Genomic DNA, 26,590 nt, shown 5'->3' on the forward strand with positions numbered 1-26,590 from the left:
CCCTTCAAGGGTATATATAGACCAGGCATAGCCAGAGATGCCAGCCATATAGAGATCAATCTGAAAAGTCAACACCAACGATTTCGTACAGCGCGACCTACGCGATGCGCTGTGTATACACAACCAGGCGCTCAGAGGTCTGGTTCTCTGCGGGTACCCATACGCCAGCGCAGGTAATCAGGTTCAAAAACGTACCATCCTGGCGACCGAATATAAGCTTGATCGGAGCCTGCGTGGGCTTATAGTTGGAGACCTGAGTAACCTTAAAGCGCGCCTTATCACCATTTTTTGCCTGCACGGTGACGATATCGCCGGGATGCAACTTCTTCAGATCCCAGAACACAGCCGGTGCCCCACCCGTACGATCCAGATGCCCATCAATTACCGCGGTCCCCTTCTGACCGGGAAGTGGACCCTCCTTATACCAGCCCACGCCGGTCCACTGGTTGCGCGTTGGCACATCCATATACCCTTCAGACGTCTTACCAACGGTCTCAATTGGAGCATTCACCTTGATAGCCGGGATAATCAAACGCCCCCCCGACGAAACATTAACACCAGTACTCAAATCAGGCGTCGCAGGCTTCATAGCGGGCATCTTTATCGTCTGCTGCTGACTTGCCGTTTTCTGCGAGGAAAGGATACTACTCCAGACCCACCCCCCAAAGCAATACTCAGCAGAACAAAGAGGATAGCCACAAAAAACCAGACACGCTGCCTTGTATGCATCGTTTACAACTCCTTTCCAAGAGCATGCACCAGAACACACCTCATAGCACGATACATCATCACCCCGGCAAGCCAGGAGTGATGATGATAAACAGATCCTATTGACAGCCGGGATGATAGAGGAGGTCAGTAGAGCCAATACGCTCGCGCCCATCGTTTCCCCGACCTTCCCATATCTATCCCTCAACAACGCGAATATCACTTCAATCCTAGCGTCTCAAGCGAGGATCTGGATCAGATCCTGTCAGAGGCATGCCAGGATATCCAGCAGCACCAGCGGCTCCGAAAGCGCTATGGCTGTTGAAGTGGTTATTGTGGTTATTGTGGTTATTATTCTGATGGTGATGATGCTGTTTCTTCACAAAGATCGTATACATTACTGTATTGTTGTCGGTGTTGGAATCGTTTTCAACGTCTACAGTCGCGGTATCGGTCAGTGTTGGAACAGCGTCACTGGTCAGGCGGCCCGTGATCGTAATCACCGGCAAGGTCTGGCCAGGCATGAGTGGAGCGCTGCCCGTAAAGTTAGCATCGATCACCGAAGGACTGTCATGGTCACTCACCTTAAAGTGCCAATTCTTGCCTTCTACGTGAATGTTATTGAGGCCGATCGGGATAACATCTTCAACCGAAATGGTAGATGGATCATCTACACTCACGGAGTCAGACACATTCGAGACGGCGACAAAGAAGGTTACATTATCACCTACGCGGAAGTGATCGCCACCCAGGCTGCTCTTCACGATTTGCAGATTCGGGCCATTCTCGGTTGGTCCAGTTGGCCCAGTTGGTCCAGCTGGTTCAACTGGAGCACCTGAAGCAATTGGAGCACCTGGAGCACCTGTTACTCCTGGGGTACCTGGGGCAGGTGTAACGGTAACAGTGACATAGCTGGCGCTGTGGGCGGGATTCTGATAATCAGGTGAGCTGGCAAGTACCGTGTTGGTAAATGCCGGGCCAACAGCGCTGGTTAGCGTACCGCTGATCGTCAGTGGTGACAATACGGTGCCCGGAGCAACCGGATATGCGCCTGTATACGTAGCCAGAATCGCCACCGGGCTGGTAGTATTTGACACACTTACCTGCCACTGGGGACCATTAGCTGTTATATTGGTCAAACCAACGGGAATCAGATCGAACAGCGTGATCGGCAGGGTCTCGGGACCCGCGGCAGCGTTGTTACTGACGTTGACCACAAAGCTGAGCGGATCGCCACTTGAAAAGGTATCTGAAGTGCCCAGGTGAGACTGGGTGATATCTAGTGCGGGCGAGACTGGCGTTGGCGATGCGGTCACCGTGCCTGGGGCCGCCGGCGAACCTGCTACTGGTGTCTCCGTGCTCGTCACGGTTGGCGAACCTGCTACCGGTGTCTCCGTGCTCGTCGCCGTCGGCGAACCTGCTACCGGTGTCTCCGTGCTCGTCGCCGTCGGCGAACCTGCTACCGGTGTCTCCGTGCTCGTCGCCGTCGGCGATCCAACAGCTGGCACAATCGAGACGCTGGAGATAGCAGAATTGTTGCTGGTATCGGTATCACCAGGAACAATAAGGCTCGCGGGATTGGTATATGGGCTAGCAGCGGTCGCTGCCACTGTACCCGTAATTGTAATAGGCGGCAGAACTGTACTGGCTGCAACCGGATAGGTACCGCTATACAGAGCAGTGATCGAGCACGGACATGCCGTTGAGCTCGATGAAATGCTCCAGTCAGGACCACCACTCGCGGTTACACCGGTCAGGCCTACCGGAACCGTATCATCGACCTCGATGGGCGTCCCAGTTGCCACATCACTTGTGCCAACAGAAGACACCGTCAAGGTGTACGTTATCGTATCGCCAACTGAGAAGCTACTACCGTTGGCCACTTTGCTAAGCGCAAAGTCGATACCTGTAGCCACGGGAGCCGCCGTTGGTGTTGAAGAGGCCTGATCTACCTGTACAGGAGTACTGTCGGTCACCGGGGAACCAGCTGCAGCTGAAGTAGGCGCTGCCCCAGGTGTCGACACCGCAGTTGGGGTGTCGTCCCGCATGTTCGAAACCGCTGCCTGAACGCTGGCCGCGTTATTCGACAGGTTGGTATCTCCAACCTCGGACACCACAACGCTGGCCGCCTGCAGTCTGGCCAGATTGCCAGTATGAATAGCGCCAGGAGTGGCGGTAACCGAGATACTCGGCAACACATGTCCGGGGAGGATCGGTAATGCGCCCGTATAGATTGCCGAAATGACCGGACCACTGGACACAAATGACCAACCACCGGCGGATGCCGCCGAAGCGTTGACGAAGCCAGCTGGCAAAGTAATCAATGCCGTCGGAGCAGCAAGGGCGCTACTCGCCTTTGCCAGGTTCACAATGCTGGCTGTAAATGTTACGGGCTGACCAATCTTCGATACCGACGAGCTCTGTGAGATACTCACGCCCAGGTCGGGACCCATAGCTGCCGAGCCTTGCTTCTTTATAATTTGAGGCTGTGTTGTCCTCAGATGAGGCATGTTTAAGGAATGGACGATGCCTCTACCATGAGAATAACCAGCAGCTTTGACGCCAGCCAGCAAGCCAGCGCCTATAGAAAGCTGACTACCTAAAAGTAGTAAGCAAAGAAGGACAGCTCGAATTAACGAGATTGGTGTTAGAGTCTTTCTAACACGATGAGGTTGATGCATCACTAAGAAACCCTTCTTCCACTATACTAATTTACCAAAGAAAGTGATGACTAGCACGAATTCACATATACCCTATTACACTGCCATCTATACCTATAAAGCAGCTACCCATCATGCTAGGTTCAAATCAAGTATACAGACGGCCTCCAAAAAAAGAATTTGAGCCTGAAATAACAAAAAATGTGAAATAGGGGGATCCAGTGGTTATACGGGGTACAACCACTGGATCCTCCTACCTCACATTAAAAGAGAAGGGATTGCTTGGTAGAGAGGAGATTCATGCGTTTATATAGATGAAGTAATAATTATAAGAGGAGATGATATGTCAGAGACCACGGATATCTTGATCAGCGTGGCGGAGCAGGAGTTCGCGCAAGCCAAGCAATCAGAGGATCAGCGGGCGAACATCACAGGATTGGTGATAGTTGTGGCCTCGGCCATCCAGGGAGGACTAACCCAGACGGGTCTGACGAAGAGCGCCCTCCCACTCACCCTGATGCTGATCGCAATTGGAGCCTTTGGCATGCTGGCCAGCATCAAGCTCTATGAGCGCTTCCGACGCCACGTGCGGCTCAAATTCAAGATCCGCCAGCGCCTGGAAGAACTCTATCCCGACACCAGGTTACAGGCCCTGCTAGACCTCACGCGCCAGGAACAGCAAAAAGACTTCCCTTTCCTGAGAGGCGTACGTCTCTATTTAATCTGGGTCTGGCTGCACGGCTTCATCGTCATCCTGGGCATCATCTACACCATCATTGCCTTATTGCATTAAGTACAAAAAGGAACCATAACACCAGATTCATTATCTGATAACAGGTTCCTATGTAGCAGTATCCATTTCCTTATCTCGGATTGTCATAGATCCACCGGGTAATCCCTTGAACTCTTCTTCTTAAATCGATTGAGTATTAGATTGGTGATAAGATTTAAAAAAAGTAAAGTAAGAGGTACAATGAGAAAAACTCTGAATGACGTATAGGCTGCCCAGGATATAAAAGAGTGTAGAACAATTAATAAGATGCTGATAGCAGCCAATAGCAATCTGAATTTTGCTTTCCAAGACACATTTCTCGCAAAAATTATCCACGCCACAAATAAATCAAATAAGCTAAAAGATACAAATATTAGGAAGATCCCCATTATCCCTACATCTTCGCGATACCATCCATACATCATCTGGCTCAAAAATATTTCAATAACAATTGACAAAGCGATAACAGCGAATAAAACAAGAAGTTTCTTAAAAAAATCACCCCGTGGAGGTTGGGTAACAACTAATTTTTCACGGTGAGCATCGTATTTAAAACGCTGTTCTTGAGAATGCATAAAAGTACCTTTCCTGCTTTGTCAATAACTATTGCCAAGGAAAGTATCCTGGCAGGATTTAATCTTTATGGGCAATATTGCATTTAATTAGCAGCAGCTTCCTCCTCATAAAGTTATGAGAAAGAAGCTATTGGAAGGAATTGCTAATTTGTACAGTTGCTATCTAACTTCAGTGAAGAAAGAGAATAATTTTGTATATTTCCATATGAAAAATTGCCCTTTTCATAAATATCAAAACGTTGACTTCCACCTCCACCATTTATATCGCTATACATGGTTCCTGTAGAGCAACCTGACCAAAAGCTGGCAGCATTATCATTCCAACTGTTCGTACAATAGGCATTACCAAACCAATGCGCACAATAATCAGTCAAATTAACAAAACCGCTACCAATGAAACAAATCGTATTTCCGCCCCAACCAGGGGAGTCGTACAGTTCAAATGCGGAAGTAGAACAACCTGTTATATAGGTATGTGGTTGTACTAAACCAGTCTTTGCTGCCGTTTTTACTCTGCTCACACAGATACTCGTCGCTGGCTGAGAACCATGTAACTGGACTTGGAGGACAGCGCAATTTGTTGTGGGTGTTTGTGCTATCCCATGCCGCGCTGCTGCTTGAGCAACCGTTGTATGTACAAAAACTAACAATACGCAACAAAGGCACAAGTACAACAACTTTACACTTCCCAATTGAATAATTCTCATGGAATCCTTTCCATTCAACTGATATGACTAATTCAACTTCAAGCATTTGAATATTATAATGTTATTATAATATTTAGTCAATCTAAGATGTTAATTATCAATATTTACCTTTTATATCGATAAAAGCATATATTATAATAGTTCTTCAAAATCCACATTAAAATGAAGCACACCGTATTTTTCAACAAGCCTCTCTGCTCCTTGACATAGCCCAGGTGAGATGATATAGTTCCGGTACCACAAAAAGTGAGAATGATTATCATTATTAGGGTAACCTAATTTAGGGGGGCCTAATAGAGATGGGGGTCTGTATATGAGAGAGAAGCTGAACGCCAATGCCCAGGCGGTGCTAGAGATGGTGCGTGCGGCCCATGATCATCCTACGGCCTCGGAGGTGTATGATGCCGTCAAGCAAGTTCGGCCGCAGATCGGGCTGGCGAGCGTGTATCGTATCCTCCATCATCTGGTTGAGCAGGACTACATTAAGGAGCTCAGGCATAGCGATGATACCTGCCGCTATGATGGTCATGTGTCACGGCACGACCATGCGATCTGCACCGAGTGTGGAGCGTTGCTGGATGTGCCGATAGATATTCCTCTGACACAGGAAATGTTGGAGCAGGCAGCCAGGGCGACCGGCATCGAGTTGAGCTCACACGAGTTACGTCTCTATGGGCTCTGTCCTACGTGTAGTAAAAAACAGAAGGCGGCCCAATAGGTCCGCGTTCATTCAACATTATTCGTGTATAAGAAGGTACATCCGTTCAGATAGATGACAAAGTAAGTAGCGCAGTCAGCAATATAAGGAGACTGTTTAATGGTGCAAGAGAAACAGAACGCAGAGCGACCGGAAGTCCAGATAGAGCAACAGTCCGAGAAGGTCACAGTTCGTCAGGAGATTGATGCTATCTTTAGCGCCCTGCGCAATAATGACGATACCTCACACGATTTCTTGCTGCGTGTAGTGCAGCCTGGCCTGGCGGGATTGATGGACGGCTCAGTATCGACGCTCGCACCTATCTTCGCTACTGCTTTCGCGACGCATAATCCTTTTACCGCCTTCCTGGTTGGTATGGCCTCGGCGACCGGTGCGGGCATCAGCATGGCCTTTTCAGAGGGGCTGTCGGACGATGGTACGCTAACCGGCCGTGGGAGTCCGGTGGTGCGTGGTAGCATTACCGGTATCATGACCTTCTTTGGTGGCGCGCTCCACACCCTGCCTTTCCTGGTGAGCGATATCCACCTGGCTCTGACACTGGCCTACGTGGTAGTGGCCGTTGAACTGGTGCTGATCGCCGCCATTCGCCATCGTTACTTCAGGACACAATGGCTCAAATCGATCATCCAGGTGGTGGGTAGCGGCGTTCTGGTCTTTATCGCGGCTATGATCTTTGGTAATGCCTGAGCGCTAGAAGATGTCAAAAAAGCCAATATATGATAGCATAGGAATGGGGATGAGCTTACATCCCCGTTTTTTTATTGTTCTATCGTATTCAGTCAAAAGTATTCAATCGAAACTGCTAGTAGTATGGGCTGCGTGTTACACATAATAATACCTTATACTGATAGAGGAGGTACCAATTAGATGGCACGCGAACTCACAGTACCAGCACCAAAGTTTACCATTCCGTCATTGATCGGGGCGGCGGCTGGCGGGGCAGCAACCATTCCTATGACTCTTTTCATGCTGGCTATGCATAAAGTCCTTCCACGCTGGCAAAAGGATGCTTTACCACCCGAGAAAATTACGGCAGAGATAACCGAACGGGCCAATGTCTCGGTAGATAAACCACAACTGCTGGGAGGCACGCTGATGGCTCACCTGGGCTATGGTGCTAGCATGGGATCTCTCTATATGACCTTTACCCGCAAGTGGACTCTCCCTCCCGTGCTCAAAGGAGCCCTCTTTGGCCTGGGCGTCTGGGCGGGAAGCTATATGGGTTGGCTACCTGCGGCAAATTTCGCGGCTGCTGGAACTAACGAGCCAGGACAACGTAATATTCTTATGATTATAGCTCATCTTATCTGGGGCGGAGTTACTGGCGTGCTGGCCGATCAGCTTCTACGCCAGTTGGTGGGAGAAAATTAGCTTTTCCAGCTTTTCAAGCCTACAATTATTTTACATAATGTAAAACTCCTTAACCGTGGAAGACGTACTATAATAGAGGAAGAGTAATTGATAGGCCAATACTACAAATTTTAAAGGAAAGAGTGCATTTGCTATGAACCTGAACGTGGCGAACAATACCCTTTACCTCAGTATTGAGTTGCCTTACCTCATCATCATTGTGGTTATTATCATTATTATTTCTTTACTGCGCCGCCGGTAATGAAGCTAAAGGGAAGATGGAACGTGTGACACACCTCCGTCTTCTTTTTATATAGCGAGGGCCCCGCGTGGTACCCTCCTGATGGCGAAGAAGAAAGAGATAATATAACCACCTCGACAACCATATGTCTGTCTGTTAGCAGCCAGACATATGGTTGGTAGTGTGCTGTTTTTTTCTATGACTGCCACTTGTTCAGATTGACCTCAGCAGTGCAATAAAATACAATACATTACGGTATAGATCATGAATGTTATAGACAACAGGTGTTCAGTTTGATTGCCTGTGCTTATGATAATAAGGAGGACAGATGCGCATTCGTAAAGCGGTACTGCCAGTGGCCGGTCTGGGCACACGAGTACTCCCCGCTACCAAGGTTGTTCCCAAAGAGCTTTTACCGATCGTCGATAAGCCGACCGTGCAATATATCGTGGAAGAGGCGGTGGAGGCTGGTATCGAGGAGATTATTTTTGTGACGAGCCGCAGTAAGCGTGCCATAGAAGATCACTTCGATAGCTTTCCAGAGCTGGAGCTGGCCCTGGAGCGCAAAGGCAAAGAGAAAGAGCTGGCCGCTGTGCGCCACATTCAGGAGATGGCTAAATATGTGTCGGTACGCCAGGCGGAGCCGCTGGGTCTGGGACACGCGGTGCTGTGCGCGAAAGAGGCGGTTGGCGATGAGCCATTCGTGGTGATGCTGGGCGATGAGATCTTCGCGCCCGAGACCCCCTGCCTGCCACGCCTGATAGAGATCTACGAAAAGTATCAGGCAACGGTGCTCTCCCTCTTCTCGTCGCCCCGCGAGCTGATCCCTTCTTATGGCATTGCCTCGGTGGAGGAAAAAGAGAAGCATACCTACCAGGTCAAAGATCTGGTGGAGAAGCCTTCAATTGAAGATGCGCCTTCCGACCTGGCGGTGGCGGGACGCTACGTGCTGACGCCGGATATCTTCGCCATCCTCGAACAGACCAAACCCGGTCGCGGCGGCGAGATCCAGTTGACAGACGCCCTGCTTGAGCAGGCGCGCGCCGGTCGCTGCTACGGCCTGAACTACACGGGCAACCGCTACGATATGGGCACGCCACTGGGCCTCCTGACGACCTCGATCGCCTGGGCCCTGCGCAATCCAGACATCTCCCCCGCCCTGCGCGACTATATGCAACAAACATTAAAAGAACAATAATTAAGGAGTTGGTACGACACAGCGAGGAGGTGCGAATGCACCTCCTCGCTGTGTCGTACCAACTCCTTAACAAGAGAAACATCAGGACAGGCGGATGGTAATCTGCTGACGGCCGGTAGCGGTAGCGAGTACGCTGGGAGAGGACATCGGCTCTCCATTGAGCAGAAATTCCTGGATGGTAGTGCCCGTTCCCTGAATCTGAATGTCCAGCAGCATTGAGCGGTATGGCAGATCGTGAAGCTCGACCCCATCAAGGCCGCTGGGGAGCAAGGGCTGAAAGCTAACCCCCTCGACGCTGAAGCGCATGCCCAGCAGACCCATGAAGATCATGCGCAGGTAGCCGCTGGCGCTCCACGTCTGACGCGAACACGATCTCCATTCGCTGATCTGCTCGCCGATGACCTTACCGCGCGGTCCCTCCTGCACCCCACCATAAATGGCGCCGGTGATGGGATGATAGATTTCGGCGAACTGGCTATCGCGACAGGCTTTGCCAGCCACATTGCGCAATTCATGCTCGAACAGATCAAGGCGACCCTGCTCGGCCGCCGCCTGGGCCCAGAAGGCCTGGATATGCGGCCAGACCACGCCACAGTGGCGCCCAAAACGCATACCTTCCGCATCCCTGTAGCGCTCAAACTGCGGCCAGACACAGGGTATGCCATGCTCCGTCAGGTATTGCTGATTGAGGACGGAGGCCGCCTGTTCAGGATCGGCGATTCCGAACAGAAGCACAAAGGCATGCCCCATCCCCTCCTGGTGCTCGCACTTCTCAAACTCATCAACATAGTAGCGATAGCTGCCGCTTTCCGCGTTCCAGAAATGGATCTGGATGGCCTCCTTCAGGGATGCCGCCTTCTGCTCCCAGGCAGGATCAACGGGACGCTGCAGCTCACCGGCCATCGGACTTAAGAGGCGATAGGCCGCGTAGTAGAGGCAGTTGGTTGAGAGCGCGTGCATCGGGATGCCGAAGCCCGGCGTGGATGCCTGGTCGGGATTGTTCTTGACCCAGGCAAGGATGCCGCTCGATCCCCGCGTACGCGCATAGAAGTCGTCATAGGCCGCTATGCCATCCCCGTAGCAGGCCGGTCCGCGAAAAAGATTGTAGCGGGGATCAAATTCGCTGGACTCAAAGTACGCCAGCGAATTGCTCACCGCCTCAAAGGCCAGGGCCAGAAACTCTTTATCTCCGGTCCATAGATACTGATGCCATGCCCCTAGCGTCCAGGAGATGGCGTCCCAGTACTGGCCGCCGATCTGCACTTCATCCCCTTCACGTTTGAGGACCGATAGCAACGTATTATAGGTCACCAGGGGAAAGAGCAGACCAGCTCCATTCCAGGTGTTGATCGCGGTGTCACGTGTCCAGGGGGTATTGTAATCAAGGCCGGCCAGTAGAGATAGCTCTGGCTGCTCCAATAAGCCATCTTTGAACGGTACGATATTACCAGCGATATCACCGACGGCGATGCGGAATGCGCTATCCAGAGCGCGATCCCCCGAACGGAAGCTGGTCGCGGGCCACTGGACGGCCCGCGAATCACGAACTACATCTGTCATACGAGAATCGTATCAACTTTCCAGTCATCTATAGTTACGCAAACATTAGAAAAAGTCGAGGGCGGAGCGCACCAGCACCTCAACGGCGATCGGCAGCGCATCCTCATCAACGTTGAAGCGAGGATGATGATGGGGGTAGCGCGCGCCTTTCTCTTCATTATTGGCCCCCACGACAAAGTAGCAGCCCGGAACTGCATTCAGGAAGCAGGCCATATCGTCGGCACCGGTCGTCAGGATCTCTTCACCAACATCGACAAACTCCTGTCCCACGGTGGCGACGGCTGCTCCCTGCACCATCTGCGTCATGGCGGCGTTGTTGACACAGGGTGGGCAACCATCAAAGACATTCACCGTGCAGGAGCCACCCATAGCCGTGGCGACGCCGTTGGCCACCTCCTCAATGCGTCGCGTCAGATACACGCGATGCTCATCAGAAAAAGCGCGCAAGGTACCACCCAGCTCGGCCTTTTCGGGAATGATATTGAAGGCGGTCCCGGCATTGAACGTACCGATAGTAATCACGGCCGGACTAAACGGCGAGGTCTCGCGGCTGATCAGGGTCTGCAGCGCCGTAATGATCTGGGCCGCGATCATGATCGGGTCCACTGTCCCGTGAGGCATACCACCATGCCCGCCTTTGCCGTGCACGGTCAGGGTCAGCTTATCCGCGCTGGCAAAGACCGTACCAGCCCGCACGCCCACGCGTCCGACCTTATAGGTACTGATCAGGTGCAGACCGATCACGCCGTCGACGTCATCCATCACGCCCGCCTCGACCATTGGTTGGGCTCCGCCAACCACCTCTTCAGCGGGCTGGAAGATAAACTTGATGTTGCCTTTCAGTTCGGAGCGGCGACGGCTCAAGATATCGGCGACCGTGAGCCCGATGGAGGTATGACCATCGTGGCCGCAGGCATGCATCTTGCCATCGACCTGCGAACGATAATCAACGTCGGTCTCCTCATAGATAGGCAGGGCATCCATATCAGCGCGAATAGCCAGCGTCCGGGCCTCGGGACCCGCGGCACCGCCGCGCAAGAGGCCCACCACTCCGGTCTTCGCGATCCCCGTCTGCACCTCCAATCCCAGAGCGCGCAGGCGCTGCTCCACGATACCGGAGGTACGCACCTCCTCAAACGCCGTTTCTGGATGCTCATGGAGATCGCGCCGCATCGCCACCAGATCGGGCACACGCTCATCAATCTCCAATTTCAAGCTATCGGGTTGGGATATCTGCTGCATATAAATCTGCTTCCTTCCTGATTCATGCTCGCATCCAGTTTCTTTCCCCCTGAGAGGAGGATATGACGACGCCAGCGATATTAAAAACAAGATTCAGATAGATTCTGAGGGAATTTTATATTATCATCGTAACATACGAAACAGGGAAATTCCTAGAACAGCTGATAGGAGTACACATGGATACAACAATACAGAAAGAGGAAGAACGCTGGCAGGCGGTAATAGAGCGCGACAATCACGCGGACGGCACCTTCGTCTATGGGGTACGCTCCACGGGCATCTATTGCAAACCGTCCTGCTCATCACGCAAGCCATTGCGCGCAAATGTGCTGTTTTTTAGCGGCACACAGGCGGCCGAGGAGGCCGGCTATCGTCCCTGCCTGCGCTGTCGACCACAGGGACAGGCGGCGCAAGATACAACCAATGAGGAGATTATTCAGCGCATGTGTACTTACATCGAAGAGCATCTGGAGGAGCGCCTGACGCTGGCACAACTCAGCCAGCAGGTCCATCTTAGTCCGTTTTACCTGCAGCGCATCTTCAAGCAGGCCACGGGTATCACGCCGCGCCAATATGTTGAGTCGCTGCGGCTCACGCAGCTCAAGAGCCGCTTGCGCGATGGAGAGGAGATCACCTCGGCCCTCTACGATGTCGGCTATGGTTCGGTCAGCCGGCTATACGAGCGCGTCCCAACCCACCTGGGCATGACACCCAACACCTATCGTCGCGGCGGCCTGGGCATGCAGATCGCCTATACCATCGTTGATAGTCCATTGGGACGTCTGCTGGTCGGAGCCACCGAAAAAGGCGTCTGCGCCGTCAGCCTGGGAGATCAAGACGAGGAGCTGGAACACCAGCTGTGCAAAGAATATCCCGCCGCCGAGATTCAACAGGACAACAGCCAGCTCGCTGGCTGGGTTAATGAGCTCCTGCAGTATTTGCAGGGGGAACACAACTGGTCCCAGTTGAATCTGCCCATTGATATCCAGGCCACCGCCTTTCAATGGCGCGTCTGGAACGTTCTGCGCACCATCCCGCAGGGAGAGACGCGTTCATACGCCGAGGTTGCCAGCAGTCTGGGAGATAAGAAGAAGGCACGCGCGGTCGCCAACGCCTGTGCTACCAACCCAGTAGCATTGATCATACCCTGCCACCGTGTAGTAAGAGAAGACGGCGCCGCAGGGGGATACCGCTGGGGCATCGAGCGCAAACGCCGTCTGCTCGCGCAAGAGAAAGCTGAATTATAGATAAATTTCTATATAAGGCATAAAAATTTTTATTCAGACATAATCAGCGCGGATGGAACATCTTTCCATCATTGACGAAGGTGAAATCCTGGCTACCGACATGGACAATCAGATTGATTTTTCCCTGCTGGTTGACCACGTTCCCGGTGACGGGAATGAGATCCTGGCCAGAACCATCAAGAACAGGGCCGTTGAAGATACGAGTTTTCGAGGTATCGCCACCCGGGATTTCTATAACTTGAATATGTCCGTGGAGATTAATAAACAGAAAGTGGGTGGGGTGATCCTTGCTATCGTTATGACCGACGACCGCATCGATTTGTGAGGTGCGCGGATTACCATAGGTCATATCTTGTTGAAAGCCCTGCCACCATGAAACCAGTGATGTGAGACCAAACAGAAGTACCACGGCAACGATCATACCAACAATCAAAGTTGGTACAAAGCGACGTGGTCGTTTGCCCGGTTTTCCGTTGTTGCGACCACGGCCGCGATCGCGATCAGGATCATCCGGGTAAACATCTACCGTTCTGGATGGGCGAACAGCACTGGAAGCAGCACTGCCTTGTTGTCGTGTGGTATATACACCTTTGGTTTTAGTAGTATTGCCACTCGAACGACGACGTTGGATAGAAGGGTTATTCTGGTTTTGTAACACCAGGGGATCATCTATTGTCTCGTATGGCTTGTAGCGACGGGCGCTACTGGGCATACGCGTCACGTAGAGATCGTCACGATCATCCACATCGTAATAGGCGGGCTGCTGGCGGGTATAAGTCGTTCCCATTACGATTTCCTCCTTCTAGTTAGATTTTTTAGAACATTTGTTCTCATGCATAAGTATAACAGAATAGATTTTCTCGTCAAGCGGTGGGATAAAACAACTCACGCTTTGGGGAACCTGGTAGGACAAGCTGATATGCGGTAGATACCATATATGGCCCAGGTGAGGACTATCCTGTCTGCCTATAGCAGGTCTTAATAATAGCGCAAAAGCATAAAAGAAGCAAATATATCCCCCATAAGTCAGATGGTACTAGTACACGAGCATAGCTCTCAAGCTCCCCTACAGTTGTTGAGGTTAAATAGAGGTAAGTTTTGTGCCCCTGCCACTTGATTCGAGCGCCAGCGGCGCTCGAATCTATATAATCGCAAGGGACGTGCATTGTATGTGAAGTGGGCTGAGCCCACTTCACATACAATGCACGTCCCTTGCGATTGAGAAAAACACTATAGGGCGATGCACGCCCTTCGATTGAGAAAAACACTATAGGCCTACGAAGAGGCGACTGTCGGTGTCGAGCAGGGGATCGACTTCGTGCTGCAGGGCGGCATGAGAGAAGACCATGCCGGGCTCGGGGGAGCGCATAGCGCGTCCCAGTACATGATAGCTTTTTGTTCTATTCTGCTCCTGGATCTGCTTGCTGATCACATCCCATTCCGTGAGGATATCGGCAAAGGATTGGCGAGATCCCACAGCCTGGGCATACAGTTCCTGAGGGGTCAGGCCATCACAGTAGCCATGGGTGATGATCACGGGGTCTCCATTGACGTCTGAAACGGCATCCTGACCGGCGTAGAGGGCCAGCAGTTGCAGGATGTCACCCAGGGCGCCGCTCTTCACCGTCAACAATTGAGTCCCATGATCGAGATCTGTATAATCGACGCTGGCGCCCAGATATTCCGTCTGCTCGGCCAGCCAGTCTGACCACTCTCCGGTCGCCACATTGTGATCGGGCCGCTGTCGTCGTATGTCGCTACCGGCAAAGGGATGTATGGAAAGGCCGGCACTGCGCGCCTGTTCAAAGCCGCGCCGCCAGAGCCGCTCAAGCATCTGCACCGTCTGCTGCGAACCGGACTGCTTCAACTGGGTTTGTAGCTGCTCCAGCAGCATAGCCTGGGTCAGCATGGTATCGGCCAGGGATACATTCAGCAGGGCGGCTAATTCGGCTCTGCCTTCAGGTGTCAGGCTCAACCAGGCCAGTCCCCACATGACCTCGTGTGACGGCAGCAGGGCCTTGATTAAGGCCGGATTGTGGCTCAGCTGGGCGGCAACAGTCAGACGCGTGCCAGCTTCCTGCTGGGCGGCCGGGCTCTGTGGCAGAAAGACCGCCACCTGATCGCCATCAAAGTCGGTCTGGATCTGCCGGCTCACCAGGGGGTGAAGATGCAGCGCAGCATCGGGATAGCGCACCGGGTGGCAGGCCGCAAAGGTACGCAGATCAAACACGGGCGCGCGATTGAGGATCACCCAGGACTGCTCCATCAACTGGTCGAGCCGCTGGCTGGCGCGCTCGCTGCGTCTCTCAACCTCCTCGGCATCCAGCTCACGTCTCAACCGAGGTCCAAACAGGAACCAGGCCATCTCTTCCGGTAGGCCCACCTGATCATGTTGTATATCCAGCGTCGGCACGGCAACCGCGCGCGCCGATGATGAGGCCAGAGCATTAAAGCGCAGCTGGGCGGGCGTGATCATGGCCTTACAGAAGGCATGGACATGCGCGGTCAACTGGTCCAAAGCTTGCCGGGCCAGACTCTCCGGAGCCTGGCTGGCAAGGATGCGCCGCAGACGCGTATTGGCCGCCACCAGCGCCGGGTATTCCGCCTGGTCACGGCAGACGCTATCGGCTCCGATGCTCGTCAGCTGCTGACCCTTCAGCCAGGGATGAAGCACCGGGCGAGCCAGCTGGAGCACGTCACCGGCGGGAGGAGCCAGTCTGAAGGCCAGCTGGCGCTCATCGGTCAGCTCGGTCTGGATGCCGATGGCCGCCAGGCGCCGCGTCAGCGTCGTGAACTGGGGAGCCTCCCTGGAAGCATGCTGTCCCCCCCCGGCACCATCAGCCAGCTCATGTGGGGGCAGCGCGCTGGTATGGAACTGCTCATGAATAGTCTCAAACGCCTCACCGTTGCGCAGGGCGAAGTACTCAAGCTCTCCGCGCCGCTGACCGTCCTGTGGACTCAGAAATGCCCGCAGCTTCTCCTGTGCCATATGTGTCAGGCGTCCCCAATAGATCCAACCAACGGTGCAGCGCTGCTGCACCGGCTCACCGGATGTTCCAATGGTCAGGGCCTCCATCCCATCTGCAGGCAGTCCATTATCCACAAGCGCTGCTTGGATCGCCTGCTCATCAGGAGACGCAAATGGAGGAGCCACAAATGGCGCATCCTGGGCCTGCGCGATGCGCCCCAACAGGGCCTCGCGCACCATGCCAAACGACTGCTGTACATGCAGACCGACCACGTTGACGACCAGCTCGACCGGGGTACCATCCTCCAGGTGAGGCATCTGCTCATCCGGCACGATACGGCTCACCACCCCCTTGATGCCATGGCGATTGCTTATCTTATCTCCGGGCTCAACGGTGCGTGGATAATCCAGTCTCCGGGCCGCCGAGGCGCTCAAGAGAAGCCCGTTATCAAAGGTATCCACGCCCCAGGATGTCAGGGCGGTCAAGAAATTGCGGCCGCACCAGAACTCCGGCGCCTCCGGCTCATTGCCGCTCTGCACCAGCGCCACCTCCGGCACTGGCGGTCGCACCCACTGGCGCAGCATATTTGCGCCCATCAGCAGGCCGCGTGGATGGTCATGCTCCAATAGAGGGATCATAGACGCCTCAGGGCCCAGCATAGCGGTGGGTCGATCATCCAGCACCACAAGCTTGCCAGAGCGAATAGCCGCTCCACGCGCCAGCACAAAGATACGGCCAATATTGGGACCCTCTGGAACCTCGAATGGGCAGACACGCCCGAAGTGGGCCGGGATAAAAAGTCTGGCGCGATCATTGATATACAGGCGACGTAGGTGCTGTCGCGTCGCCAGCCAGTTGGTCTCATCCAGCCACTGCGCCGTCGAAGGCAGATCGCTCGGATGGCGTTGATCAACCCCGAAAAACTCGCGCATCCAACGGTCTACAGGTAGCCAAGCCCGCACCAGAGACTCATTCCACGGCACGGCATCCGGAACCTGGTAGTTCAACAACTGCTGACAATACTGCAGCAGCTGCTCCCCCACACAGAGGATGTCCGCCTCCGCTAGGTCACCGCTTGACGCATAGGGAGCCACCGCATAACGCGTCCCATCCAGCACAAACACCCCCTCCTCATCCGGCTGCGGCAGATCCTGATATGTAACCGCAACCTCCTCCTGCCCCGATGACAATGTCAGATCCATCTGATAGGTATATGTCCCGGTCGAACTAACATGGTAGCCCACCAGAGGTAAACGTTCCGCCAGCAACGCCGGCAACCACTCATGGATACACTGCTCAAACGTAGCCTTATGCCAATCGGCCAGTAACGCACGATTATCCATCAAAGATCCTCCTCATCCTTATTCAGATCAGACCACTGGCGAGCGAGTCGCCTGGTAGCGTAGTGCAGGCGCGATTTCACCGTACCAGTTGGGATCGAGAGCATATCCGCAACCTGTCGCAGACCCATATCTCCATCGTGAACCAGGCGAAACACCTCGCGCTTCTCCGCCGGCAGACCCTCAATCAGTTCCTGCAGCAGCCGCCGATGCTCCCATTGCACCACCAGCTGGTCCGGCTCAGGGTTTTGCTGATCCACCATCCAATCAGGGATACACTCATACTCATTGCCATCCTCCGTAAACTCGACAGGCACATCCAGCGGCAGCTGACGGCGCCTGCGCACCGAGCGCAGATAGTTTAAAGCCTGGTTATGGGCGATGCGCAACAGCCAGCCCTGCAGCGTACCATGTCCCTGCCACTGATCCGCCCGCAACCACAGCAGCAAAAAAACCTCCTGAGCCACATCCTCGGCCGCGTCCGCATCATGAACGCAGGCAAAAACATGCCAATACACCGATGTCCGATAACGACTCGACAACATCTCAAAAGCTGCCGCATCGTGGGCCCGCACCCGCTCCAGCAACTCCAGATCCGATGGTGCCATGTCCACTCCTTCAAAAGCATTCTCAACCTACTCGCTCAATAGACACCATACCCCCCTCAAAAGTTCACATCAAATGTAGTAAGTGTGAGAGGCAGCCCAATCAGCACCCCAGGGGTGCTGATTGGGCTGCCTCTCACACTTACTACATAAAAAGTTTCAACTTCACCGGATTTTGTAAGGGATGGGCAATGCCATCCCTTACAAAATCCGGTGAGTGCCGCAGGCGCGTATAGTCAGGGGCCGAAGGCACAAACGTATGCTATCGAGAAGAAAGCAGCGGAAAGAAAAAAAGAGAAGAGATGAAGGAGAGATGCCCCAAGATGGATCCACTATCTTTATTATCCTCGCAAAGCCGTTTTTCCCTACTAGAAGAGAAATCAGGGGCATCTCTGTCTTTAGTGTAGCACGACCTAGAAGTGAGCAAAATAAATGTGACATTTCTCAATCTAAGCGCTACGCATGCGAGAAGCCTGCCAGCACGCGCTCCACGACAGGTTTCACGTGAAACCTCTGCAACAATGGGGGATGGGAGGGCACATAAAAGGTCGGTGCGCATGGGCGCTCATAACGCACCGACCTTTTATAACTTCTGGTACTTACATACCAGTATCGACCAACATTAAGCAGAGATAAAGGAGACGCCAGGACCTGGTCTGAACTCGAAGTTGGTCACCTGCGAATAGTTTGGTCCCCAGTTCATACTGCTAACCAGTACATGCCCGTTGCTCATCACCATCTCTACAACCCCCACGTGGCCCAATGCCTGGGCGCCCTGTACACCGGGCTGTAAATCCATAATGGCTCCCCTCGTTGGTTGGGATGATACATGCCAGTGAAAATCCAGCGCCCGATTCTGCCACTGCCAGGCATTGGAGTTCGTGGCCCAGGGCACATAAAAGCCATGCAGTTGAAAATAGCGCTGGCTGGCCCACCAGGTACACTGACCATAGGCAAATGGATTGACATTCCCTTTCACAGCAATCAGTCCTACCGGGATAACGGGCTGATTGCCAGTTGGATTCCCCGTAACAACCCCATGTCCTTGAATGCAAATATGCTGATTTATAAAAATGAGGTTGGGGTTGGGCAAATGGTTATAAGAAGACAGGTTCTGCCACGTCGTAGCATGTGTAGCGGCTATCGAACCCAGGGTATCACCGCCTCGCACCACATACGTCTGATCACCCTTAGCGCAGGGTGCCTGAGCCAGCGCACTAAATAAAGCCGGTGCAAAAGCAGTGCTCAACCAGACCAGTCCCATAACTGTCACTACTACCACGTGAGCAGCAATAATGCTCACTGCGCGATGCTGATTCAAATACGTCCAGATACGCTGATGTTTCTTAAGAGACAACAAATGGACTCCTCCTCTTCTTCACAAAACGACACAGGCCCAGTTACCTGCTACCTTAAATAAATGTGTGTCGATCTATATATTAGAGTACTTTCAGCGAATCCTCATGAAATAGGTTGAAACATAGGAAAAAAGGGAGATATAGATTGCAGAATATTGAGAACTCTCTTAATAAAATTTTAAGGCAAAATAGACATAAAAAGAGACCGGACACTATATCCGGTCTCTCTCTTTATGCAAAAAGTTATTTGGCGCTGATGAAATGCACGCCGGCGCCAACTGAAAACTGGGATTTCGTCATCACGCCCACGCCGTTCCAGTTCATCTGGCTAGCGGTGAAGCGTCCCTTACCATCAATGCTTTCAACCACACCAACGTGTCCATACTGGCCGGTCCCCTGTACCCCACGGTCGAGCTGCATAATATCGCCAACGTGGGGAGTCGAAGAAACATTCCAATGATATTGATGAGCCCGCTCGGTCCACAGATAGGCATCCGAATTGGTCATCCAGGGAACATAGATGCCGGTCAGCTGATGATAACGGTTATCCGCCCACCACGTGCACTGCCCGTACGGAAATATATTCGCCGTGCCATGAGCAGCCTGGGAAACAGCCTTCACTGCTGGAGCAGCAGGCTTAGCCACCGGAGCAGCAGGTTTAGTAACGGTCGTGGGAGCTGTTTTGGCGGCCACTTTAACCGGAATACAGAGCGTCTGATTGACCGAAATAACATTTGCATTCGCCAATTTATTGTGTGCACTCAGAGCCTGCCATGTCGTTTGATGGCTTTTGGCAATAGAATCCAGGGTATCGCCCGCGTGCACAACATACGTTTTGTCTCCATTGGCACAGGTAGTTGCCGCGAAGGCACTGTGAGCATTAGCAAAGAGCGCACCGCCAGACAACGTAAACGCGCAAGCTCCTAGCACAGCGACTCGTCCTACTACCGTTCTGACAAGCTGATGTCTGCGTCGCGGCCGCGAAATGCAAGATGATTTCGACATAAAATGTGGGTCTCCTTTAGCTACGATTTCCGGACACCGGTGTGGTGATCCATAAATATTGACTGGTTGTATTGATATTAGCGCATCCATAGATGGAATGCTATGAAACGGCATGAAACATAGGAGAAAAGTAATAAACATAATGGAATATTAAGAAGCACCATTTACCAAAAAGTCGCATAAATTAAATACATAATCTATACGCAAAAAGTATTTGAGGTAGAACGAAGCAGCAGGCTCATCCTGAAAGGGAGACAAACATGTGAGGATTTTAGAGGATGAGCTTTTTCGAGCCAGGAGGATCGCCAAAAAATTATTGAGAACTGCGGAAAAAGCCGTCAAAAAAGGGTTGACGGAACCCGAAGAACATGCTATATTATTGCCACGCGCCAAGATAGCTCAGTCGGTAGAGCATAGCACTGAAAATGCTAGTGTCGACGGTTCGATTCCGTCTCTTGGCACCCTTTCATTTTTGGCACCCGCGCCCATCGGCCTCTAGAGGCCGATGGGCGCGGGTTTGCTTTTGGCGAAAGGCCGAGCTTTACATCAAAACTGACAACTTCGGATCTGGCTCACTGTTGGTGAAGGGTGTGCAGATTAAATATAAAACATCTATCTTGTCGCAAGCAGAATGCTTTCTATCATCTCACTGAAGATCTTTCATCAGGAGTAAGTCAGGTCCCAAATCGCAACAATCAATAGGAAATGTTATCTCTCTTCAAGAATGAGGAATAGGAGCCAAAAATTATAGAAGTGTCAAGTGGCTTTTAGATTGATGCCTTTCAATGTCATTCCTTTCTCATCACTTAGCTCATGTTACATAGTATTGAGACTATGGTCGTAGAAAATGTCTGCCCGCAAAATGCTTGAGAAAAAGGGCGGCCCTCCCTAACCTGGCTACAAGCTGGAGCTGGTCGAGGAAAAATGTCTGGTTGAAGAGAAAGGGGCACATATGTTGATGAAGAAGTTGACGAAAGTGAGCGCGATGTTTGCTCTATGTGGGTTCTTCATGCTGACGATGTTAACCAGTGTGGGAAGCGTACATGCGCAGGATCTCCAAGGACATAATGTATCGAGCATTACGATCAGTAATCCTGGCCCATATGGCCCGGACACCTGTAAGCAAGGATATGTCTGGCGCGAGGCCATCCCGAGCGATCACGTCTGTGTTACCCCTGATCAACGGACTCGGGTTGCCCAGGATAATGCAGCGGCCGTGTCGAGGAGAAATCCTACAGGTCCGTATGGATCAGATACCTGTGTCCAGGGGTATGTCTGGCGTGAAGCATTTACAAACGATCATGTCTGTGTTACTCCTGATGAACGCAGTCGGGCTGCCTATGATAATAGTCAGGCTGCAAATCGGGTTGCAAGGTAGATCTCTGACAATTGCCTGAGTACAGTCGCGCAACTTTTTGGGTGGTGTCTATGCTTGTTCAGCAGACCTTATGCCAAATTTTGCTTCTCGATTGTATTTTGTGCAGGCTCAAGAAATATGTTGGATAGCGGAGGAAGTTAGACATTGAATGCAACGAGGTACCCATTTGTGGGTACCTCGTTTTGAAGATCCACAGAATCTAGTGGCTGTGGTGATGGCTGTGGTGATGGCTGTGATTGTGATGGTGATTATTGTGATTATTGTGATTATTGTGGTGGTTGTTGCTCAGTATGTTTTTGTTGCTAACGTCATTGTGGTTGCTGTTATCGTTTGTGATATTGTTTTCAACATTAATGTGGATGGGGCCCGTTGTACCAGCAGACTGTTGCTGCTGCTGCTGTTGCTGCTGCTGCTGGCTACCACTGACCTCAAGAAGGGCAGCTGTAGATGGATCAGTTTTGCAACTATAGACCGCATTGATGTTATTACTCGTGTTCATAATAACAAATGCTTGTCCTTCAGTCGTACCGTTGCCATTAAAGGTTTGTGAATAGTCACCAGAGGTATCCGCAACTGTAACTGTACCCTGGCCAGTAGAGAAGATGACGTTACCTTTCAGAATTTCGCCAGGGCGAATTGTAGCAACTGCTGTACCAGATTGGCCGCAGATGCCTGTCACGTTTTCTGTTGGAGCTACGATATCCGCCACATGAGCACTGGCTGGTAACGCAAAGCCAGCTGTTGCACCTAAGCTTAAAGCACCCATAGCGAAAGTGGCAACAAATGATTTAATCAATTTTGTGTTCATTGTTAAAAACCTCTCACAAGAGTATTAACCTATTACATTTATCAAGAATAAAGAACTATATATGAGATTCTTTATTCTGTAATCTTGCTAATCGGATATTCAATAATAAAATTTAATAATACATGTATAAATATACAAACCGAACAAATGGCGAGGTATTTTGTGAAGCACTACCAGCAAAACGAAACGTTAAATACAACGAGGTACCCATTGTGGGTACCTCGTTGCGAAGAACTACAGCGTTCTAGTGATCGTGGTGGTGGCGGCGATTGTGGTGGCGGTTGTTGTTGTTGTTGCTCAGTACGTTTGTATTGTCAATGTCGTTATGGTTTGTGTTGTCGTTGTCTATATGGGTTTCAACTTCAATATCGATTGAGCATGGTATACCAACAACCTGAAGCTGTTGCTGCTGCTGCTGTTGCTGTTGCTGCTGCTGAACAGTATCCGCAGCGGGATCACGGGGGGCAGCAGTAGATGGATCAGTTTGACAGCTATTGCCTGGGGCAACGTTATTACTCGTGTTCATAGCAGTAACTGCTGGATGAGCACTGGCTGGTAATACAAAGCCAGCTGACGCACCTAAGCTCAGGGCACCCAGAGCAAAAGTGGCAACAAATGATCTGATCAATTTTGTGTTCACTGTTAAAAACCTCTCACAAAAGTGTTAACCTATTACATATGTCAAGAATAAAGGACTACACGTTAACTTTATTCTGTAATCTTTCTAATCGGATGCCTTAGAGGCAAATTTATTGTATAAGTGTATAAATATATGAACTAAACAGCTATATCACGCTCAGTGATCGGATCGATCAGCATGTTTTTACCATCAGTTTGCAGGTTCCGCTCATTCTATTAGTACAGCCCCTGGACAAATGACGGCAGTTCAGGTGGGCATTGTTCATATAAATAGGTAGGTGGCGTTGAGCTGGAGACAAGGTGTACATGTAAGGATTTAATAGGTGCTTCCTACGCACGTGGTTGGCACAAACAGAGGTGAACGTGCGCGGACATCTTCTTGTCAAGCACAAGGGTGAAAGGTTATTGGCCTTTCACCCTTGTGCTCAATGTATCGGATATGTCTCCATCTGTGAGCATGGATACTGACCAGTTCTACGTTGGTGAACATGTACAGATATAATTTGATGCTGCATCCTGCTACACAGATAGACGCAATTTGTCAGCCAGCAGACTGGCGCTGAGCAGGGCGTGCTCGCGCTGCACCTGCGATAGATCATAGAAGCGCACGGTGTTGAGCGCGTGATAGAACAGGGCCGTATAATACTCGTCCATGCGCTCTTGTGGCTTATGCCCCAGGACATTCCATGCCAGATCTCGTATATGCAGAACGGTCGCATACGCTTTCCCGAGAGCAGTACTATTCGTTGAGAGCCGCGCTTGCAGGTCCTTGAGTTGCTGGAAAGACTCAATGCTACAAAGCGCCTCCTCCATGTGAAGTCGCTCATCCAGGGTCGCTTCGTGCCCCGCGAGTAGTTCGAAGCGTATCACGGAATCGAGCTGGGAGAGGTCGCGCAATACATGTCCCTGGCCGGTTCTGAGGAAGTCGATCAGCCAGGTATTGTCGTTTTTATCCAGGAGGATGTTGTGTGAGTTCAAATCGCCGTGCGTGATGCAGGTATAGGTCGAGTAAATCCGCGCTCGCCGACTGGCGGCGGCACGCACAGGATCAGTAAATGTACGCTCTTCATGCACATTTTGAAAATGGAGCCGCTCTCCTCGCTGAACCGACGGGCTGAGATCCTGTACTCCCTTCGCCAGGCGTTCGGGCGTAAAATGGAGGAGCCGCTGATAGTCATCTGCCAGGTTAAGAGGCTGCAGACGACTTTTGTCACCGTACCAGTTCCCGCATGTCTCGTGAAAGAGATTGTCGATTGTTGTCTTGATCTTGATGCTGCCGGCATGGTGATAAAAACGCCCAAAGTCCTCGGGATCTGTATTGGTAGCGCCCACAAATGAATAGATAATACCGCCCAGATGCGGCGTCTGACGTAGATCATGGACAATCGTGCTGCGACCGCCACCCAACCTGCTTTCAATATATTCTTTGAAGTTCGCGTGTTCCTGCTTGATCTTATCTATGCTCCCAAATTTCACAATCACAGTATTTTTCACCCCGGCCCTGGTAAATGGCTGTACTGAGAGCACACCGGTAGCACTTTGGCCAGGGGTGACAGGATGGATCACCACCCTTTTGGCATCGTAAAAAAGGCGACAGAGGAGATCGTCGAGCTCGCGCCACATTAACTGCTGCAGATCTGTACCTTTCGCAACTTTCGTTCCATTCATGGCCAGATTGACAACGACATCCTCGTCATCATCGTCACCCTGCCACATCATTTCAAGCGCCAGGTTGATCTTCAATTTTTCGAAGACCCTATCCATGCCCTCTAACAGCGTTTTTTTATTAAATTCTCTCTTAGAAAGGAAGTCCACTACTCCATGCAAGGCTAGTATTTCACCTTTGTACACTTTATTATATAAAAATAAACTCTATTTTATAAATAAACACGACATAGTTTGTGATGAATATAGGTATCCATCGAGAAATTGTATCCAGGCCGGTATAGGGTGGCAAAATTGTTTTATGAGAAAGGATGCATGGTTATGTTGGGCGGAGAACCAATGCGGAAAACTTTAACTTTTGTAGATGCCAATCAAAGCCTGGAATATCGTCAAGAGGCTTTTGATCAGAGGCAGCGTGCTCTAAAGGAGCGTTGTATCATACTGCAAGAGCAGCGATCATTTCTTAACGAGCAGAGGCGCGCCTTTGGACAAAGGCGGCTGGATTTCCTGAACACGGTATCGAATATGTGGCAAGAGAACAACAATTGTATAGCGTGGTGGCACGGTCTACGGCAACGTATCTGTCAGGCAGACGATCTCATCCAGATGCCTCGGCGGCAACAGGTATATGCCCGGTTACAGATTGAGGGTTTCCAGGAGCAGCTCTTGATGTTGCGGGAGCAGCGCCAGACGATACAAGAACAAATGGATATTGAGCAAAAGCAACACAGCTTTCGCGAGATAGAGGCCAGCTATGATGATCTCCTACAGCAACTGAAAGAGCGTCAGCATTTTCTAAGGGAGAGGTGCATCACCTATAGGCAGCTCCGACTCGACTATGAGGAGCAAAGATTGCATTTATGCGCGGTGAGAAATGCAAAGATGCAACAAAAGAGTAGTGAAGAGAGAGTAGAATAAGGAACCAACACCCACCCACGCCTGAGGTGGATGGATGCCCGCTATGGCCAGGAAACCTTGCTTATTTATCCACACGGATCATGGTGGCATCACTGGAGCTACGCTTGCGGGCGATGCGAACGCGACGTCGGCCATCGCGTTCAAAACATCGATCTGCCCACGGGCGCGGTCCAGCGCGGTCTGATGCGGTTGTGGAGGGAGTGGCTGACCCATCTGCTGGCACAGGCTCTCCAGTTTGGGATAGGAGGTCAGGTGCAGATAGCTCATGGCCCGCTCCATAAGATCCTCTCCAATAATCGTGAGCTCATCTAGATGGTGACGATGGGTGGCCTCCTTGAGCTTGCCGGTATCAAACTCCAGGTTGTAGGAGAGCACATAGGCACCATGAACCACCTGCCTCAGGCGGTCGAGCATCTGGTCAAAAGGGATGCCACTTGATTGGATCTCGCTATTGCTGATCCCGGTAATCGTAACCATCTGACGCGATAGCGGCTGTGATGGCGTTACCAGGCAATCCAGCAGCGTCTCCCCGCGAATATTCAGCACAGACACACGCACGATCTCGGCATCTTCCTGGAGTCCAGTTGTATCCACCTCCAGGAAGACCAGGTTCGGCATCGCGCGTACAGCCTGGGCCCAGTGGACAACCTTGAGCGGCGGCAGTGGGGGAAGCGCGCGCGCCTGTCGCTGCACCTGTCGGAGCGCCTCCTCCCACTGCTGGATCTGTCGGGCGATCGTGCTCCGCCGCTGCACCCGTGCCTGCAGATCATCCAGATGGTGAACGGGTCCCAGGTCGCGCTCTTGCGCGATCAGATCGCCCAGTTTTGGGGGAATCAAAGCATTCGTCATCATATATAACCTCGCTTCTCTCTCTGTCTGATGTAGACACGTTTGAGGTCAGCGCATGATGACGCTTTTTCTCAGGTC

At 51.8% G+C, this 26,590-nt stretch carries 23 protein-coding genes and 1 tRNA gene; 9 read left to right on the forward strand and 15 right to left on the reverse strand.

The genetic code is table 11. From position 1 onward, the window contains the following. Nucleotides 1–97 precede the first annotated feature (97 nt). The gene (locus AABA21_RS23685) at nt 98–589 is read right to left on the reverse strand and encodes a class F sortase (RefSeq protein ID WP_338254120.1); all 492 of its coding nucleotides are present in this window, start codon (nt 587–589) and stop codon (nt 98–100) included. Between the two features lie 349 nt (nt 590–938). Further along, nucleotides 939–3,161, reverse strand: a complete 2,223-nt coding sequence (locus AABA21_RS23690) for a hypothetical protein (RefSeq protein ID WP_338254121.1) — start codon at nt 3,159–3,161, stop codon at nt 939–941. A gap of 550 nt (nt 3,162–3,711) precedes the next feature. Between AABA21_RS23690 and AABA21_RS23695 the strand changes: the two genes are divergently transcribed. Then, entirely contained in the window at nt 3,712–4,161 is a 450-nt protein-coding gene (locus AABA21_RS23695; protein WP_338254122.1) for a hypothetical protein, read from the forward strand. Between the two features lie 83 nt (nt 4,162–4,244). Here the strand turns inward: AABA21_RS23695 and AABA21_RS23700 are convergent, their stop codons facing one another. Continuing rightward, nucleotides 4,245–4,715, reverse strand: a complete 471-nt coding sequence (locus tag AABA21_RS23700; RefSeq protein ID WP_338254123.1) for a hypothetical protein — start codon at nt 4,713–4,715, stop codon at nt 4,245–4,247. A gap of 143 nt (nt 4,716–4,858) precedes the next feature. Further along, nucleotides 4,859–5,236, reverse strand: a complete 378-nt coding sequence (locus tag AABA21_RS23705) for a hypothetical protein (RefSeq protein WP_338254124.1) — start codon at nt 5,234–5,236, stop codon at nt 4,859–4,861. A gap of 499 nt (nt 5,237–5,735) precedes the next feature. On the opposite strand from AABA21_RS23705, the gene AABA21_RS23710 reads away from it, so the two are divergent. From AABA21_RS23710 to galU, 4 genes are all read left to right on the forward strand, one after another. Further along, nucleotides 5,736–6,140, forward strand: coding sequence for a Fur family transcriptional regulator (locus AABA21_RS23710; RefSeq protein WP_338254125.1), 405 nt, complete (start codon nt 5,736–5,738; stop codon nt 6,138–6,140). Nucleotides 6,141–6,239: 99 nt separating this feature from the next. Then, the gene (locus AABA21_RS23715; RefSeq protein ID WP_338254127.1) at nt 6,240–6,827 is read left to right on the forward strand and encodes a VIT1/CCC1 transporter family protein; all 588 of its coding nucleotides are present in this window, start codon (nt 6,240–6,242) and stop codon (nt 6,825–6,827) included. 180 nt (nt 6,828–7,007) lie between these two features. After that, on the forward strand, nt 7,008–7,511 hold the full coding sequence (locus tag AABA21_RS23720; RefSeq protein ID WP_338254128.1) for a DUF1440 domain-containing protein: 504 nt from the start codon (nt 7,008–7,010) through the stop codon (nt 7,509–7,511). 548 nt (nt 7,512–8,059) lie between these two features. Then, nucleotides 8,060–8,929: a UTP--glucose-1-phosphate uridylyltransferase GalU gene (gene galU / locus AABA21_RS23725; RefSeq protein WP_338254129.1), complete on the forward strand. Its 870-nt coding sequence runs from the start codon at nt 8,060–8,062 to the stop codon at nt 8,927–8,929. 81 nt (nt 8,930–9,010) lie between these two features. Here the strand turns inward: galU and AABA21_RS23730 are convergent, their stop codons facing one another. Both AABA21_RS23730 and AABA21_RS23735 read right to left on the reverse strand, forming a co-directional pair. Beyond that, complete coding sequence (locus tag AABA21_RS23730; protein ID WP_338254130.1) at nt 9,011–10,489, reverse strand: MGH1-like glycoside hydrolase domain-containing protein; 1,479 nt, start codon at nt 10,487–10,489, stop codon at nt 9,011–9,013. 45 nt (nt 10,490–10,534) lie between these two features. Further along, the gene (locus AABA21_RS23735) at nt 10,535–11,731 is read right to left on the reverse strand and encodes a M20 metallopeptidase family protein (RefSeq protein WP_338254131.1); all 1,197 of its coding nucleotides are present in this window, start codon (nt 11,729–11,731) and stop codon (nt 10,535–10,537) included. A 176-nt stretch (nt 11,732–11,907) separates the two neighbouring features. Here AABA21_RS23735 and ada point away from each other — a divergent pair, with 176 nt between their 5' ends. Continuing rightward, the gene (ada, locus tag AABA21_RS23740; RefSeq protein ID WP_338254132.1) at nt 11,908–12,978 is read left to right on the forward strand and encodes a bifunctional DNA-binding transcriptional regulator/O6-methylguanine-DNA methyltransferase Ada; all 1,071 of its coding nucleotides are present in this window, start codon (nt 11,908–11,910) and stop codon (nt 12,976–12,978) included. Between the two features lie 43 nt (nt 12,979–13,021). Here ada and AABA21_RS23745 read toward each other — a convergent pair whose 3' ends face one another. The 5 genes from AABA21_RS23745 to AABA21_RS23765 form a co-directional block, all read right to left on the reverse strand. After that, complete coding sequence (locus AABA21_RS23745) at nt 13,022–13,765, reverse strand: hypothetical protein (RefSeq protein WP_338254133.1); 744 nt, start codon at nt 13,763–13,765, stop codon at nt 13,022–13,024. Between the two features lie 480 nt (nt 13,766–14,245). Next, a complete protein-coding gene (locus AABA21_RS23750) occupies nt 14,246–17,290 on the reverse strand; it encodes a hypothetical protein (protein ID WP_338254134.1) in 3,045 nt (1,014 codons plus the stop codon). Then, entirely contained in the window at nt 17,290–17,895 is a 606-nt protein-coding gene (locus tag AABA21_RS23755; RefSeq protein ID WP_338254135.1) for an RNA polymerase sigma factor, read from the reverse strand. The genes AABA21_RS23750 and AABA21_RS23755 overlap by 1 nt, the downstream gene beginning before the upstream one ends. 619 nt (nt 17,896–18,514) lie before the next feature. Continuing rightward, nucleotides 18,515–19,249, reverse strand: coding sequence for a COG3942 and LysM peptidoglycan-binding domain-containing protein (locus AABA21_RS23760; protein WP_338254137.1), 735 nt, complete (start codon nt 19,247–19,249; stop codon nt 18,515–18,517). A gap of 244 nt (nt 19,250–19,493) precedes the next feature. After that, nucleotides 19,494–20,255: a CHAP domain-containing protein gene (locus tag AABA21_RS23765; RefSeq protein ID WP_338254138.1), complete on the reverse strand. Its 762-nt coding sequence runs from the start codon at nt 20,253–20,255 to the stop codon at nt 19,494–19,496. A gap of 388 nt (nt 20,256–20,643) precedes the next feature. Here AABA21_RS23765 and AABA21_RS23770 point away from each other — a divergent pair. Both AABA21_RS23770 and AABA21_RS23775 read left to right on the forward strand, forming a co-directional pair. Further along, a tRNA-Phe gene (locus tag AABA21_RS23770) sits at nt 20,644–20,716 on the forward strand. 491 nt (nt 20,717–21,207) lie between these two features. Beyond that, nucleotides 21,208–21,633 carry a hypothetical protein gene (locus AABA21_RS23775; RefSeq protein WP_338254139.1) on the forward strand — a complete coding sequence of 142 codons (426 nt, stop codon included), beginning with the start codon at nt 21,208–21,210 and terminating at the stop codon, nt 21,631–21,633. Nucleotides 21,634–21,832: 199 nt separating this feature from the next. On the opposite strand, the gene AABA21_RS23780 is transcribed toward AABA21_RS23775, so the two are convergent. The 3 genes from AABA21_RS23780 to AABA21_RS23790 form a co-directional block, all read right to left on the reverse strand. Further along, on the reverse strand, nt 21,833–22,441 hold the full coding sequence (locus AABA21_RS23780) for a hypothetical protein (RefSeq protein WP_338254140.1): 609 nt from the start codon (nt 22,439–22,441) through the stop codon (nt 21,833–21,835). Nucleotides 22,442–22,685: 244 nt separating this feature from the next. Further along, complete coding sequence (locus tag AABA21_RS23785; RefSeq protein ID WP_338254141.1) at nt 22,686–22,967, reverse strand: hypothetical protein; 282 nt, start codon at nt 22,965–22,967, stop codon at nt 22,686–22,688. Nucleotides 22,968–23,599: 632 nt separating this feature from the next. Continuing rightward, nucleotides 23,600–24,844, reverse strand: a complete 1,245-nt coding sequence (locus AABA21_RS23790) for a phosphotransferase (RefSeq protein ID WP_338254142.1) — start codon at nt 24,842–24,844, stop codon at nt 23,600–23,602. Nucleotides 24,845–25,084: 240 nt separating this feature from the next. Between AABA21_RS23790 and AABA21_RS23795 the strand changes: the two genes are divergently transcribed. Further along, the gene (locus AABA21_RS23795) at nt 25,085–25,663 is read left to right on the forward strand and encodes a hypothetical protein (protein ID WP_338254143.1); all 579 of its coding nucleotides are present in this window, start codon (nt 25,085–25,087) and stop codon (nt 25,661–25,663) included. Between the two features lie 78 nt (nt 25,664–25,741). Here AABA21_RS23795 and AABA21_RS23800 read toward each other — a convergent pair whose 3' ends face one another. Continuing rightward, nucleotides 25,742–26,515, reverse strand: coding sequence for a 3'-5' exonuclease family protein (locus tag AABA21_RS23800; RefSeq protein ID WP_338254144.1), 774 nt, complete (start codon nt 26,513–26,515; stop codon nt 25,742–25,744). Between the last annotated feature and the right edge of the window lie 75 nt (nt 26,516–26,590).

It is taken from the genome of Dictyobacter halimunensis (genome assembly GCF_036245075.1).

Bases quoted from the DNA above. Each gene is read 5' to 3' on its own strand.
- AABA21_RS23685 (WP_338254120.1), bottom strand. From the start codon at position 589: ATGAAGCCTGCGACGCCTGATTTGAGTACTGGTGTTAATGTTTCGTCG.
- AABA21_RS23690 (WP_338254121.1), bottom strand. From the start codon at position 3,161: ATGGGTCCCGACCTGGGCGTGAGTATCTCACAGAGCTCGTCGGTATCG.
- AABA21_RS23695 (WP_338254122.1), top strand. From the start codon at position 3,712: ATGTCAGAGACCACGGATATCTTGATCAGCGTGGCGGAGCAGGAGTTC.
- AABA21_RS23700 (WP_338254123.1), bottom strand. From the start codon at position 4,715: ATGCATTCTCAAGAACAGCGTTTTAAATACGATGCTCACCGTGAAAAA.
- AABA21_RS23710 (WP_338254125.1), top strand. From the start codon at position 5,736: ATGAGAGAGAAGCTGAACGCCAATGCCCAGGCGGTGCTAGAGATGGTG.
- AABA21_RS23715 (WP_338254127.1), top strand. From the start codon at position 6,240: ATGGTGCAAGAGAAACAGAACGCAGAGCGACCGGAAGTCCAGATAGAG.
- AABA21_RS23720 (WP_338254128.1), top strand. From the start codon at position 7,008: ATGGCACGCGAACTCACAGTACCAGCACCAAAGTTTACCATTCCGTCA.
- galU (WP_338254129.1), top strand. From the start codon at position 8,060: ATGCGCATTCGTAAAGCGGTACTGCCAGTGGCCGGTCTGGGCACACGA.
- AABA21_RS23730 (WP_338254130.1), bottom strand. From the start codon at position 10,489: ATGACAGATGTAGTTCGTGATTCGCGGGCCGTCCAGTGGCCCGCGACC.
- AABA21_RS23735 (WP_338254131.1), bottom strand. From the start codon at position 11,731: ATGCAGCAGATATCCCAACCCGATAGCTTGAAATTGGAGATTGATGAG.
- ada (WP_338254132.1), top strand. From the start codon at position 11,908: ATGGATACAACAATACAGAAAGAGGAAGAACGCTGGCAGGCGGTAATA.
- AABA21_RS23745 (WP_338254133.1), bottom strand. From the start codon at position 13,765: ATGGGAACGACTTATACCCGCCAGCAGCCCGCCTATTACGATGTGGAT.
- AABA21_RS23750 (WP_338254134.1), bottom strand. From the start codon at position 17,290: ATGGATAATCGTGCGTTACTGGCCGATTGGCATAAGGCTACGTTTGAG.
- AABA21_RS23755 (WP_338254135.1), bottom strand. From the start codon at position 17,895: ATGGCACCATCGGATCTGGAGTTGCTGGAGCGGGTGCGGGCCCACGAT.
- AABA21_RS23765 (WP_338254138.1), bottom strand. From the start codon at position 20,255: ATGTCGAAATCATCTTGCATTTCGCGGCCGCGACGCAGACATCAGCTT.
- AABA21_RS23775 (WP_338254139.1), top strand. From the start codon at position 21,208: ATGTTGATGAAGAAGTTGACGAAAGTGAGCGCGATGTTTGCTCTATGT.
- AABA21_RS23780 (WP_338254140.1), bottom strand. From the start codon at position 22,441: ATGAACACAAAATTGATTAAATCATTTGTTGCCACTTTCGCTATGGGT.
- AABA21_RS23785 (WP_338254141.1), bottom strand. From the start codon at position 22,967: ATGAACACGAGTAATAACGTTGCCCCAGGCAATAGCTGTCAAACTGAT.
- AABA21_RS23790 (WP_338254142.1), bottom strand. From the start codon at position 24,844: ATGGATAGGGTCTTCGAAAAATTGAAGATCAACCTGGCGCTTGAAATG.
- AABA21_RS23795 (WP_338254143.1), top strand. From the start codon at position 25,085: ATGCGGAAAACTTTAACTTTTGTAGATGCCAATCAAAGCCTGGAATAT.
- AABA21_RS23800 (WP_338254144.1), bottom strand. From the start codon at position 26,515: ATGATGACGAATGCTTTGATTCCCCCAAAACTGGGCGATCTGATCGCG.